12 protein-coding genes are annotated in these 13,084 nt (G+C 52.8%); 7 read left to right on the plus strand and 5 right to left on the minus strand.

Annotation, left to right across the window (positions count from 1 at the left end; all coding sequences use genetic code 11):
• Positions 1–3: 3 nt before the first annotated feature.
• Genes CWE23_RS09090 through sppA form a run of 3 tightly spaced genes read right to left on the minus strand, consistent with a single transcriptional unit; the run spans position 4 to position 4,315 of the window.
• On the minus strand, positions 4–1,347 hold the full coding sequence (locus tag CWE23_RS09090) for a sodium-dependent transporter (RefSeq protein WP_126820057.1): 1,344 nt from the start codon (positions 1,345–1,347) through the stop codon (positions 4–6).
• A 36-nt stretch (positions 1,348–1,383) separates the two neighbouring features.
• Entirely contained in the window at positions 1,384–2,412 is a 1,029-nt protein-coding gene (ansA, locus tag CWE23_RS09095) for an asparaginase (RefSeq protein ID WP_105306442.1), read from the minus strand.
• A 37-nt stretch (positions 2,413–2,449) separates the two neighbouring features.
• Positions 2,450–4,315: a signal peptide peptidase SppA gene (sppA, locus tag CWE23_RS09100; RefSeq protein ID WP_198678822.1), complete on the minus strand. Its 1,866-nt coding sequence runs from the start codon at positions 4,313–4,315 to the stop codon at positions 2,450–2,452.
• 112 nt (positions 4,316–4,427) lie between these two features.
• Between sppA and CWE23_RS09105 the strand changes: the two genes are divergently transcribed.
• Entirely contained in the window at positions 4,428–4,994 is a 567-nt protein-coding gene (locus CWE23_RS09105) for a nitroreductase family protein (protein WP_105306441.1), read from the plus strand.
• A gap of 72 nt (positions 4,995–5,066) precedes the next feature.
• Here the strand turns inward: CWE23_RS09105 and asnS are convergent, their stop codons facing one another.
• Positions 5,067–6,467 carry an asparagine--tRNA ligase gene (gene asnS / locus CWE23_RS09110; protein WP_126820058.1) on the minus strand — a complete coding sequence of 467 codons (1,401 nt, stop codon included), beginning with the start codon at positions 6,465–6,467 and terminating at the stop codon, positions 5,067–5,069.
• Between the two features lie 122 nt (positions 6,468–6,589).
• Between asnS and CWE23_RS09115 the strand changes: the two genes are divergently transcribed.
• Positions 6,590–6,955, plus strand: a complete 366-nt coding sequence (locus CWE23_RS09115; RefSeq protein ID WP_241970598.1) for a hypothetical protein — start codon at positions 6,590–6,592, stop codon at positions 6,953–6,955.
• 15 nt (positions 6,956–6,970) lie between these two features.
• Here CWE23_RS09115 and bioA read toward each other — a convergent pair whose 3' ends face one another.
• Positions 6,971–8,281, minus strand: a complete 1,311-nt coding sequence (gene bioA, locus CWE23_RS09120) for an adenosylmethionine--8-amino-7-oxononanoate transaminase (RefSeq protein WP_126820059.1) — start codon at positions 8,279–8,281, stop codon at positions 6,971–6,973.
• Positions 8,282–8,389: 108 nt separating this feature from the next.
• On the opposite strand from bioA, the gene bioB reads away from it, so the two are divergent.
• The 5 genes from bioB to htpX all read left to right on the plus strand — a co-directional run bounded on the left by bioB (position 8,390) and on the right by htpX (position 13,053).
• Positions 8,390–9,439 (plus strand): biotin synthase BioB, encoded by a 1,050-nt coding sequence (gene bioB, locus CWE23_RS09125; protein WP_126820060.1) that lies wholly within the window; start codon positions 8,390–8,392, stop codon positions 9,437–9,439.
• The gene (locus tag CWE23_RS09130; protein ID WP_126820061.1) at positions 9,426–10,577 is read left to right on the plus strand and encodes an aminotransferase class I/II-fold pyridoxal phosphate-dependent enzyme; all 1,152 of its coding nucleotides are present in this window, start codon (positions 9,426–9,428) and stop codon (positions 10,575–10,577) included. Before bioB ends, CWE23_RS09130 begins: the two co-directional genes overlap by 14 nt.
• Positions 10,574–11,374: a methyltransferase domain-containing protein gene (locus CWE23_RS09135; RefSeq protein WP_126820062.1), complete on the plus strand. Its 801-nt coding sequence runs from the start codon at positions 10,574–10,576 to the stop codon at positions 11,372–11,374. The genes CWE23_RS09130 and CWE23_RS09135 overlap by 4 nt, the downstream gene beginning before the upstream one ends.
• A gap of 24 nt (positions 11,375–11,398) precedes the next feature.
• On the plus strand, positions 11,399–12,097 hold the full coding sequence (gene bioD, locus CWE23_RS09140) for a dethiobiotin synthase (RefSeq protein WP_105306436.1): 699 nt from the start codon (positions 11,399–11,401) through the stop codon (positions 12,095–12,097).
• A gap of 71 nt (positions 12,098–12,168) precedes the next feature.
• Positions 12,169–13,053 (plus strand): protease HtpX, encoded by an 885-nt coding sequence (gene htpX / locus CWE23_RS09145; RefSeq protein WP_126820063.1) that lies wholly within the window; start codon positions 12,169–12,171, stop codon positions 13,051–13,053.
• Positions 13,054–13,084 lie beyond the last annotated feature (31 nt).

Consider the following 13,084-nt stretch of genomic DNA (forward strand, 5'->3'; position numbering starts at 1 on the left):
CGCTTAACCGCGCCAAATCACCAATAAAATCAACACCGGGCATACAAACTTTACATACCACGGCCAGATTTTCCAGAACCAACTCTGGCCGATGTCCGGTGACCCTTGCTGCAACGCCTTAAGCAACCGGTTTTGCCGTAATACCCAGGTCAACATAACGCCAAACACCAGCGCCATGATGGGTTGCATGTACACGGTACTGAGGGTAATCACCGCGCTGAATAACTGCTCGAAGTGATAGATGATGACGGTGGACAGCACGGTTACCAGCAAGGCGACCACCCAAACGCCGGCATGGCGATCACAACGGGTTTCCTCGCGCAATGCGTTAACCGGTGCTTCGAGCATGGATATGGACGAGGTAATGGCAGCGATCACCATCAACAGGAAGAAGCCAATCGCCACAAAAGGGCCGGCCGCTCCCAAGGTATCGAACATCGCCGGTAACACCGTAAACACCAGGGTATCAGCGGACAACAGCGACCCATCGTCGGCGTAAATCGCGACCCCGTTATTTTGCGCCACAAACATCGCTGGCAATATCAACAACCCGGCCAAAAAGGCCACCGAGGTATCAATGCCGGCCACCCAGGCTGCGGTCTTAGGAATATTCTCTTGCTCTGACAGATAGGCGCCGTAGGTCATCATTACGCAAACACCGAGCGACAGCGAGAAAAAGGCCTGTCCCATAGCACGAATGATCAAGTTCGGATCCGATACCGCGGAAAAGTCCGGTACCAGATACATCTTTAAGCCCTCAATGGCGCCGTCAAGCGTCAAAATGTACGCTGCCATACCCACCAGTAATATGAACAATAATGGCATTAACCGGCGTGACCAGCGCTCGATACCGTCATTAACCCCCGAACGCACCACATAAATGGTCAGTAGCATAAAAAACAGCATGGTAATGAGGTTTCGTTCCAGCGAGAACGTCAAAAGCCATTCCGCGGTTGCAGCCAGCCCCAGTAATTCCATCAACGGTGCCAACATGTAGGCGATCAACCAGCCGGAAACAATCGCATAGAAACTCAAAATCAGACTTAACACGACCAGTCCGACGATGCCGCTGAGCAAACCAAAGCCTCGCCAGAAAGGACGCTCGGATAAATTGCGTAATGCCTCGATGGGATTCTGTCGACGAATACGGCCAATGGTGACTTCGGCAACCAGCATTGGGTAGGCCAGTACGGCAATCATCACCAAATACACGAGCAGAAAGGCACCACCGCCATTACTGGCGGCCTGAGTAGGGAAGCCCCAAATATTACCAACGCCGACAGCGGAGCCCGCTGCAGCCAGGATAAAACCGATTCGGGTGGCAAATGCCGGTGAACTTTGTGTCATATTGTTATTATTATCGTTAGGATGAAGTTCAGTCGACTACTGCGCAACGTCGACAGTGAGCTCGCCGCGTAAATTATCGACCAAACGTTCGGCAATAACCTCGGCAGAGAGATTTTGTGACAGTAAATAATGCAACTTTGTGAGCGCCGCTTCAATGGTCATGTCGGATCCCGAGACTACGCCCAGCTCCGCCAGCGCATTGCCGGTGGCATAACCGCCCATGTTAACGCGACCACGAAAGCACTGGGTACAATTAACAATGGTAATGCCTTGCTCGATACCACGCTTAAAGCTGTCTAATAAACGTTTGTCCTGAGGGGCATTACCAACGCCGTAGCTTTGTATGATCATTGCTTTGACCGGTTGTTTTAGCTGATTGTCGATAAGCTCGGCGGAAATGCCCGGGTACAACATCACCACACCAATCGGCTGCGGTGTCATTTCAACGACTTTGAGCTGATTCTGCTGGACTTCCCTTAACTTACCAGCGTTAACCTTAATTTCGATGCCTGCCTCCAGCAACGGCGGAAAATTCGGCGAAGCAAAGGCATTAAAGCCGTTGGCGTCAGCTTTGGTCGAGCGGTTACCGCGGTAGAGGGTGTTATTAAAAAATAAGCCGACCTCGTGGATGGGGTAATTGGCGGCAATATACAGGGAATTGAGCAAGTTGGTCTGACCGTCGCTGCGCAGCGCAGAAAGCGGTATCTGAGAACCGGTCACTATCACCGGTTTGGCCAGGTTCTGCAGCATAAACGACAGCGCAGAGGCGGTATACGCCATGGTGTCGGTGCCATGCAGAATGACAAAACCATCGTAATCGTTGTAGTGGGATTCGATATCGCGGGCGATCATGACCCAGTCCGCCGGCGACATGTCTGACGAATCCATCAGCGGTTGGTATTCGTGGATGGTAAATTCGGGCATTTCCTCGCGGAAAAATTCCGGCATCCGTTCAACACATTGGCTCAGGTGACCTGCCACTGGCACGTATCCCTGAGCCGATTTTTGCATTCCTATGGTACCGCCGGTGTAGGCAACATAAATGCGTTTACGCTTATTGGCCATGATCTATCCGTTTTACTGCTGAATCATGGCCAATAGTTTATCGCGGTTGCGGACACAGTGCACAGTAGGAATAAATATTTTTCGGGTCATTAAAGTTCTGCAACGATTTGCTCTGTTGCAGGACGTTATTCACCGTTCCCATTAACCAATGTTGCGCATCATTGTCGACCGTGGTTGACAGTACGCTTTGTACGGCGGCGTCGCCCAATAACTCAGCAAAAAATTGTTGCTGTGGTGTCAGGCTCTGCTCGATGGTTTTTACTCGGTAATCTTCAATGCCAGCCGCTTCAGCTGCCGCCGTTACGGCATCATCAAAGTCACCCAGGAAGTCCACCAGGCCGCGTTCCTGTGCCTGGCTACCGGTCCAGATGCGGCCTTGCGCAACGGCATCCACTTCGGCTTTGGTCATACCGCGCGCGTTTGCAACAACCTCCAGGAAGTAGTCGTAAAAGCTTTCGGTTGAGCGTTGCAACAGGGTTTTCTGCGCGTCGGTAATGCCCTCAAGGGTATTGATGGACGGCAATTCGGTGGTGCTGTAAGAGTCGCTGTTAATACCGATGGCGTTGGCACTGTCTTCGGCCGTGATCATCAGGCCAAAAACACCAATCGAACCGGTAATGGTGCTCGGTGCGGCCCAAATCTGGTCAGCATCGGCAGCAATCCAGTAACCTCCGGACGCGGCCACGGTACTCATTGACGCGATCACAGGAATCCCTTGCTTCTTCGCTTCTAGAATTTCCTGGCGAATAATTTCTGACGCAAAACCACTGCCGCCGGGGCTGTCGATACGTAAAACAATGGCTTTGGTGTTGTCGTCTTCACGTGCCTTGCGGATCAGCTCGGCGGTACTGTCACCACCAATCATACCGGCACGGCGACTGCCGTTGACGATTTGCCCACGGGCAACCACAACCGCAATTTGCGGACGTTCCTGACCGGGCAGGGCAACGTCTTCTTCACCGTTGCGCTCCGCCAGGTAATTGGCAAACGCAACGTGGCGATAGGTTTCTTTATCGTCGTCATAACCGGCCAGGTTAATCAGTTCGTTGCGCACTTCAGCCCGCGTTTTCAATGCATCAACCAGATTCGCCTGCAGCGCCATCTGTGCCATATCGGCATCGGCTTGTTCAAAGGCTTCCATATAAGGCGCCAGCTCGCCTTTAACGAAGGCGTCGCCTAGATCACGCTGATGAGTGACATCGCGTTTAAACTGTTGCCATAAATCGTTGTACAAGAACGCATTGGCTTCGCGCGCTTCGTCAGACATGTTGTCACGGATGAACGGCTCAACCGCAGATTTGTATTCGCCCACTTTAAACACGTGCGGCTTAAGCTTGAGCTTTTCCAACAGCCCTTTAAAGTAAATCTGACCGTACTCAAACCCGTCGAAAGCAACGGAACCTAATGGGTTCAGATAAACCGTGTCAGCGTGCGCAGCGAGATAATATTGATGCTGAGCATAATAATCGGCAGCGGTAATGACCGGTTTATTGGTGGTTTTGAAGTCATTAATGGCGGCCGCAACGCGTTGCAGTTTATTGATACCGCTGGGGTACAACCCGGATAAATCGAGGAATACGGCGCCTATGCGATCGTCGTTTTTGGCTTTTTCCAGCGCCTTAACAACGTCCGTTAACAATACTTCAGGAATCTGATCGTCGGCGCCCAGTGCTTTATTGAAGAACTGGTCAACCGGATCGATGTAGGTTTCTTCTTCTACCAGGATCCCCTGTGGATTGAGCACTAAGATGCCATTTTCAGGGACCTCAACGGGTTCCTCTTCCTGCAACATTAATGCAAAAAAACCAATCAACAGCGCAAAAAAGATGACATTCAATAAAATAACGCGAATGCCGTTGATAAAACGCCACAAATACCGGAACATTGAGCCTATATACCGCATAACTTCTCGCTTCTTACTATTTATTATTTTTTAGCTTATACAATCCAAGGTCGAGAAACCACAGTAATTATGTAACGAAGCGTGACAAATTTGTAACAGTCAGAGGATACTCATGGACGCATTGGACCTATTAACAACTCGCTCGTCAATGCCGCGGCTGATTGAGCCGGCTCCGACCCCTATACAACTTGATATTATTCGCCAAGCAGCCATTCGGGTGCCCGATCATATGAATTTATCGCCGTACCGTTTTATTGAGTTTCTCGGTGCGGATCGTAAAATTCTGGCAGACATCTACCAGCAGGCGGCACGATTCAATGATTTTTCCGACGAGCGGGTCGAGCAGGCGGGTCAAATCCCGTTTCGCGCGCCATTGATCATTGCCAGTTGTCTGCGCTATGTCGATAACGATAAAGTGCCGCGGCACGAACAATTTGCCAGCGTTGCCTGCGCCACCATGGCAATGCAACAAGCGTGTTTTGCACAAGGTCTGGGCGCAATTTGGCGCACCGGCTGGCTGGCTGAAGATGACTACGTTCGTGAGCAACTTGGTTGCGGGCCAGACGATGAGATTGTCGGCTTTCTTTATATTGGCACACCGGCGGTACCAACCCCGATTAAACCAGCGCAGGATCCCTCGGCGTTCTTCCAAAAAGCCACCGATATAGTTATCGCCTGATGACGATGATCAAGGTCCCATAAAAAAGCCGGCAACTGCCGGCTTTTTTGTGATTCATCGTGTTTATAGCAATCAGAACTGCGCAGATTTTGGTGCCCGTGGGAACGGAATCACGTCGCGAATGTTCTGCATCCCAGTTACGTAGGCGACCAGACGTTCAAAGCCAAGCCCAAAACCGGCGTGAGGGACACTGCCGTAACGGCGTAAGTCGCGGTAGAAACCATATTCTTCGGCCGGCAGATTCATCTCTTCGATGCGCTTATCGAGCACGTCGAGACGTTCTTCCCGTGCGCTGCCACCAATGATTTCGCCGATGCCCGGTGCCAGCACGTCCATTGCGGCAACGGTTTTGCCATCGTCATTCTGACGCATATAAAACGCTTTAATGTCGCGTGGGTAGTTCTTCAGAATGATTGGTGCGCCGACGTGTTCTTCGGCCAGGTACCGTTCGTGTTCGGATTGTAAATCGACACCCCATTCCACCGGGTACTCAAATTTCTTGCCGCAGTTTTGCAGGATCTCAATCGCGTCGGTGTAATCCATGTGCACAAAATCAGCGTCGACCATTTTTTCCAGCCGCTCGATAACCTCTGAATTAATGCGTTGTTGGAAAAACGCCATATCGTCCGGGCGTTCTTCGAGCACGGCTTTAAACACGTACTTCAGCATATCTTCAGCCAAGTGCGCGATGTCGTTTAAGTCAGCAAAGGCAACTTCCGGCTCCACCATCCAAAACTCAGACAGGTGACGACTGGTGTTGGAGTTTTCGGCGCGGAAGGTCGGTCCGAAGGTATACACCTTGCTGAGTGAACAGGCATAGGACTCGACGTTCAACTGTCCGGATACGGTTAAAAAGGCTTCTTTACCAAAAAAGTCTTCACTGAAATCCACTTCACCGGTTTCGGTCTTCGGTACGTTTAACAAATCCAGTGTCGATACCCGGAACATTTCACCGGCACCTTCACAGTCAGAGGTGGTAATGATAGGGGTGCTGACCCACAGATAACCGTGCTCATGGAAAAAGCGGTGGATCGCCTGCGACAGGGTATTGCGAACCCGCATGACTGCACCGGTTACGTTTGTGCGCGGACGCAGATGCGCGTATTCCCGTAAGTATTCCATGCTGTGACGTTTCGGTGCCATCGGATAGATGTCCGGATCTTCAACCCAGCCGTACACTTTAACGCCGGTCGCCTGCAGCTCGTAGGACTGACCTTTACCCTGAGATTCAACCACGATGCCGGTAATCGCGACCGAGCAGCCGGTGGTCAGCTTTAACACTTCTGACTGATAATTCGGCAGCTCAGCAGGAACGACCGCCTGAATAGCGTCAAAGCACGAGCCATCATGGACGTTGATAAAGGAAATACCTGCTTTTGAATCGCGCCGGGTACGCACCCAGCCGCGCACGGTAACGGTATCATCAACCGCTACTTTACCTGCCAAAACATCAACTACCGAAGCGTACGACATGAGTTATTGATCTCCGAAATACTGGTGTGTAATACAAAATTTTCGATAAAGGTTGCTATGTTACCGCGCTTTGGCGCAGACTCAAGAGTAACATTAGCTTATTTGTCCACGAATTGCGGGAAATGTCCATGCGTGTCGGCAGCATCGATGAACTGAAAAAACTGTCTTTCTGGAGTCGGGTACTCGGCTGGCTGTCGATCATTGGCTGGTGCATCTTTGTTGCGGCACTGATTGTTTATCATTACGCCCGTCCCGAACACGAGACCCTGCTGACCGAAATATTTGGCGTTGACGTGCGCACACACTGGCACATTACGCTGGGCGACCTGTTTATCATACTGTTGCTCTTTGGGCTGTTGACCAGCCTGATAACCTTTACCATCAATCTGATGTTATTCAGTCGCCACCGCCAGCATATCTGGATCAACAACCTGATCCTGATTTTTACGTTGTTGGGCGGCATCGCACTCTACCTGTTTGGGTTTTGAGCCGATGCCACCGGCTTAAGCGGACACCGAGCGGGCGTATTCCGCCATGGCCGCGGTCACCCGACTGAGCTGTTCTGGCTCGATAAGGTAGGGCGGCATTATGTATAACAAGCGGCCAAACGGTCGGATCCACACCCCGCGTTGAATGAATAACTGTTGTGCTGCGGCCACATCAATCGGCTGCTGCATTTCGACCACGCCAATGGCGCCCAACACCCGTACCTCATTAACGCCGGCGAGTTGTTGCAACGGATTCAGTTGCTGTTGCAATTGCTGTTCTATCTGTGCCACCTGCTGTTGCCAGTGACCTTCGGCGATCATTGCCAGCGATTCGGCCGCCACCGCACACGCCAGTGGATTGCCCATAAAGGTAGGGCCATGCATCAGTGCGCCACCGGCTTTTTCAGCACTGACAGCGGTTGCCACATCGGCGTTGGTGACGACAGCGGCCAAGGTCATATAGCCACTGGTGAGTGCCTTACCCACACACAGAATATCCGGTGTGATGTCGGCAAACTCCGACGCAAACAGTTTGCCGCTGCGGCCAAAGCCGGTGGCAATTTCATCGCAAATCAGCAATAAACCAAACTCATCACACAGTGAACGCAGCACCCGAAGATAATTGGGGTGATACATCCGCATCCCGCCGGCTCCCTGCACCACAGGTTCGAGAATGACCGCGGCTAAGCGCTGGTGCTGTTGCTCAAACACCTGCCGTAATTGGTGTTCTTCTGCAGGGTCCCAGTCTTGCCAGAAACTGAGTCGGGGTTTATCGACAAATTGTTGATTACACAGTGCGTGCTTAAATAAATGATGCATACCGTTGACCGGGTCGCATACTGACATCGCGGCGAAGGTATCGCCATGATAGCCACCGCGCACCGTCAGCAGCTGGTTTTTCTGCGGTTGTTCACGACCCACCCAGTATTGCAACGCCATTTTGATGGCCACCTCAACACTGACCGAACCGGAATCAGCGATAAACACCCGGTCGAGACCGGCCGGCGTCAGTTTGATGAGTCGTTCTGCCAGGGTGACGGCCGGTTCATGAGTGAGCCCTCCGAACATGACGTGAGACAAACGATCGATTTGCTGATGCGCGGCCGCATTCAGGCGCGGATGATTATAGCCATGAATGGCCGCCCACCAGGACGACATGCCATCCACCAGACGCTCACCGCTGGAAAGTTCGATGTCGCAGCCATTGGCCGTTTTGACGTGGTAACAGGGCAACGGATCCGTCATCGACGTGTAAGGGTGCCATAGGTGACGTTGGTCGAAATCCAGTTGCTGTTGCCAGGAGCGGGTTGTTAAAGAGGGTGTCATAGTATAATAATTAACCACTAGTAAAGTTTAATAGTTGCCTTTTCGTTGACAGTCTACCGTTCTCGCATACCCTAGTCGACATTTGTTGACGTCAAACCGGATTAAGTTATGCAAACAACCCCGCAAACAATAAGAAACGACTGGCGCGTTGAAGAAGTGGAAGCGCTACTGACCAAACCATTCAATGACCTGCTTTTTGATGCCCAAAGCACGCACCGCAGGCACTTTAACCCCAACCAAGTTCAGGTCAGCACGCTGCTCTCAATCAAAACCGGCGCCTGCCCGGAAGATTGTAAATACTGTCCGCAAAGCGCGCATTATCACACCGGTCTTGATCGCGAACGCTTAATGGAAGTGCAGAAAGTACTGGCCGAGGCCGAGGCGGCTAAAGCCAAAGGCGCCAGCCGTTTTTGCATGGGCGCGGCCTGGCGTAACCCAAAAGATCGCGATATGCCATACCTTATCGAGATGATTAAGGGCGTTAAGGCACTCGGCCTGGAAACCTGTATGACACTGGGGATGCTGAGTGAGCCACAGGCGAAGCTGTTGCAGCAATCCGGATTAGATTATTACAACCACAACCTGGATACTTCGCCGGAGTTTTATGGTGACATCATTACCACCCGTACCTATGAGGACCGTTTGCAGACCTTAAAAAATGTCCGTGATGCCGGCATGAAAGTCTGTGCCGGGGGCATCGTAGGCATGGGCGAGTCGGTCAGAGACCGGGCGGCGCTGTTGGTGCAATTGGCCAATTTGCCGAAACACCCGGAGAGTGTACCCATTAACATGCTGGTCAAAGTTCAGGGCACGCCGTTCGAAGCGTTGGAGGATCTGGATCCGCTGGAGTTTGTGCGTACCATCGCGGTGGCACGTATTTTAATGCCGCAATCCCATGTGCGCTTATCCGCCGGTCGTGAAGATATGTCCGACGAAATGCAGGCGTTGTGTTTCCTCGCCGGTGCAAACTCGATTTTCTACGGCGAGAAGCTACTGACGACGGCTAACCCGCAGGCAGACAAAGATTTGCGCTTGTTCGAGCGCCTAGGTATCGAGCCGGAACCGCATCACGGTTATGACGATGAGATTCACGAAGCGGTGATTGGTGACGCGTTGCAAGAACAGGAGCAGCCAGTCCGCTATTATGACGCGTCTTAATCAACGCCGGCAGTCGTCGCTGTTTCGGCGTCGGCTGCCACGCCAAAGCACCACCGTAAACGGCATGTTCGCCGGTAACGACTATTTGTCGCTGAGCCAGCACCCTGAGGTGATTGCAGCGGCCCAGCAGGCGCTGAACGATTGGGGGGCCGGCAGTAGCGGCTCACCGTTACTGAGTGGCTATTGTCTGCAGCACCAGGCGCTGGAGCAAGAACTGGCTGAATGGTTAGGGGTTCAACGAACCTTATTATTTAACAGCGGTTTTGCCGCCAACCACGGGGTGCTGACCACCTTGCCTGAAAGCGGCACGATTCATTTTGATCGACTGAGTCACGCGTCGTTAATTGACGGCATCCGGCACAGCAAAAAGCGCTTTAAACGGTTTCATCACAACGCCTTGCACGAGCTCAATGCCAACCCGGGCGATTGGCTGGTGACCGAAGGCACCTTTAGTATGGACGGCGATCGGGCGCCGGCAGCCGCATTAGCAACGACCGTTGCTGAGCAAAAGCTCAACCTGATACTGGACGATGCGCATGGGTTGGGCGTCTGGAACTCTGCCGGGCTGGGCAGTTTTGCGTCGTTAAATAAACAGACGCGACTATTGACCGGTACCTTTGGTAAAGCCTTTGGTGTCGCCGGCGCCTTCGTTGCCGGCAATGACGATGATATCGAAACACTTGTGCAGTTTTGCCGTGAATACATCTATTCAACGGCGTTTCCACCGTCCCAGGCGGCTGCCATAAGGGCTTCGCTGGCGATCATTCGCAGCGACGAAGGGGAACGCAGGCGACAACAGCTGGCACAGCACATCGATCGCTTCAAAAGCTATATGCGGCAAGCCGGCCTGGCGACCATCGATTCCGATTCGCCCATACAGACCTGGGTCATTGGTGACGACGAGGCGGTGATGACGGCGGCACAGTTACTGCGCGAACAGGGCATTTGGGTCAGTGCGGTGCGTCCACCGACGGTACCGGCCGGTACCTCACGTATTCGTATCAGCCTGCAAAGTGGCCATACCGAACAACACCTGAAGGCGCTGACTCAAGCACTTGATAAAGTGGCGCAGCAATTGCCAAGCCATGTTCTGAACCATGCTCCGAATCAGACTCCGAGCCAAGGCGTTGCAGAATGAGCCAGGTAAACACCATCAGTGAAACATCGACGGCTAACCGTATCGCTCACTATTTTTCCAAAGCGGCCGCCGACTATACTCGTCACCACGCCATTCAGCAAACCGTCGGCGGACAGTTGCTCGAGCGCCTGCAGCCGGTTGCGGGGCGGTTATTGGACATTGGCTGTGGGCCGGCGTCGTTTTATCTGCAATTAAGCGCTTTGGCCGCTCAGTACTATGGCGTCGATGTGGCGGCGGGGATGCTTGAACAGGCTCGTCGGCAGACCCCGGTAACGGTACCTCTGCTGCAGGGCAGTGCGGAACGCTTGCCGTTTGCGGCCGATCAGTTTGATGCGTGTTTTGCCAACCTGTCGCTGCAATGGTGCGCACGGCTCGAGTCCGCCATCGCCGAAATGCAGCGGGTATTGAAGGGCAACGGCCAGGCACTGTTCAATCTGCCGGTGGCCGGCACCTTTGCTGAGCTTAAACGCAGTTGGGAGACGGTTGATCAGCACCCGCATACGCAATCTTTTAAAACCGTCGATGACGTCGCCGATTGTTTAGCGCGGGCCGGGGTCAACGATTATGACGTTGAGCTGGCCACGCACACGCAATATTTTGTCGATACCCGTGCATTACTGCAAAGTATTAAAGGGGTTGGTGCCAGTTTTGTTGAGCGCTCGCAACAGCCGGGGCTGATGACACCGCGTCGGTTTGCGAACTTTTCCAAACACTACGAACGTTTCCGGACTGATCAAGGGTTACCATTAACCTGGGTTATTATGTCCATTAAATTCAACAAGCAAATTAACAATTAGTTAATCATAATTAATCAAGAAAAGATGACAAAACGCTATTTTATCACCGGAACCGATACCGATGCGGGCAAGACCGTGGCCGCTAAAGCTTTACTCGACGCCTTAAATCAGCAGCAACTGCAGACGCTGGCGATGAAGCCCGTTGCTTCAGGCTGTGAATGGCAACAGGATCGTTGGATGAATGCCGATGCTCGTGTTTTGCGGGCAGCGATGTCGATGGAGTGCGACTACCCATTGACCAACCCGCTGGCATTCGAACCCGCAATCGCCCCCCACATTGCGGCACAACTGGCTGCCATTGAAATTACTCCGGAGCGGTTGCAACAAAGTCTAACCGAAGTGCTTGCTCTGCAGCCGGACGCCTTAGTGATTGAAGGCGCCGGCGGTTGGGAATTACCGCTCAGCCGTACCTACACCATGCCAGAGTTTGTCCAAACCAGCGGCGCTGAAGTTATCCTGGTGGTGGGCATGAAACTTGGCTGTTTAAACCATGCGGTGTTATCAGCCCGCGCCATTACCGCCGACGGTTGTAAGTTGGCCGGTTGGATAGCCGTTGATACCGGCGCCGAGCCGATGCCGTTTCGCCAGCAAAACATCGACACCCTGCGACAGCGCCTTAAGGCGCCGTGTTTAGGCGAGATCCCGCATACGCCGGACTGGCAGCAACGCAATTTGAGCCAGTATTTACCCGGGGTAAAAAATATTTTGCTGAAAAACGCCTAAAATGAACTTGTAAAAACGTCATCGAACACCCATATCGCAGTCAGTTAAGGCGGTTTTTTTCCGAGGAACTTATGCAAAGAATTGCGCTTTTTCTTGCCACGAACCTGGCCATTATTCTGGTGGTCAGTTTTATTTATAATTTGATCAGTAACGCCACCGGTTACAGTTTAAATAATGCCGGCGGGTTGTTGATTTTCTGTGCCTTGTTCGGTTTTGGCGGTGCCTTTGTGTCGCTGTGGTTGTCACGTTGGATGGCACTGCGCGCAACCGGCGCGCGGGTCATTGAGACACCGCGCAGCAGCGCCGAACAGTGGTTAGTGCAGACCGTCAGACGTCAGGCACAACAGGCTGGACTGCCGATGCCGCAGGTGGCTATCTATCAGTCGCCTGAGCCGAACGCCTTCGCCACCGGTCGCAGTAAAAAAGAATCGCTGGTGGCGGTGTCAACCGGACTGCTTGATGCCATGAGCCAGGACGAAGTCGAAGCGGTGCTCGCGCACGAGGTCAGCCACATTGCGAATGGCGATATGGTGACTTTAACCCTGATCCAGGGGGTGGTGAACACCTTTGTGATGTTCTTTGCGCGCATCATTGCTTCCGTTATTGATAACGCCACCCGCGGCAACAACCAGCAGGGCGGTGGGCTGGGTAGCTTCGCTTACTTTGGCATCGTGATGCTGCTGGAAGTGGTGTTTGGGGTGCTGGCCAGCATCATCGTCATGTGGTTCTCGCGGCAGCGTGAGTTCCGTGCCGATGCGGGGTCAGCGGCGTTGGTCGGTCCGCACAAAATGATCGCAGCGCTGGAGCGCTTAAAACGCGCGCAGGAATCACGCCTTGATGGCACCATGCTGGCGTTTGGTATCAACGGCAAACGCAGCGGCTTAAGCAAATTATTCATGAGTCATCCGCCCTTGGATGAACGAATTCACGTGTTACGTCAACGCGCCGCAAAATAACCGCTTAATATCACGGGGATAGCGTTGCTTT

Origin of the sequence: Idiomarina aquatica (assembly GCF_003987185.1) — a bacterium.
Taxonomy (GTDB): Bacteria; Pseudomonadota; Gammaproteobacteria; order Enterobacterales; family Alteromonadaceae; genus Idiomarina; species Idiomarina aquatica.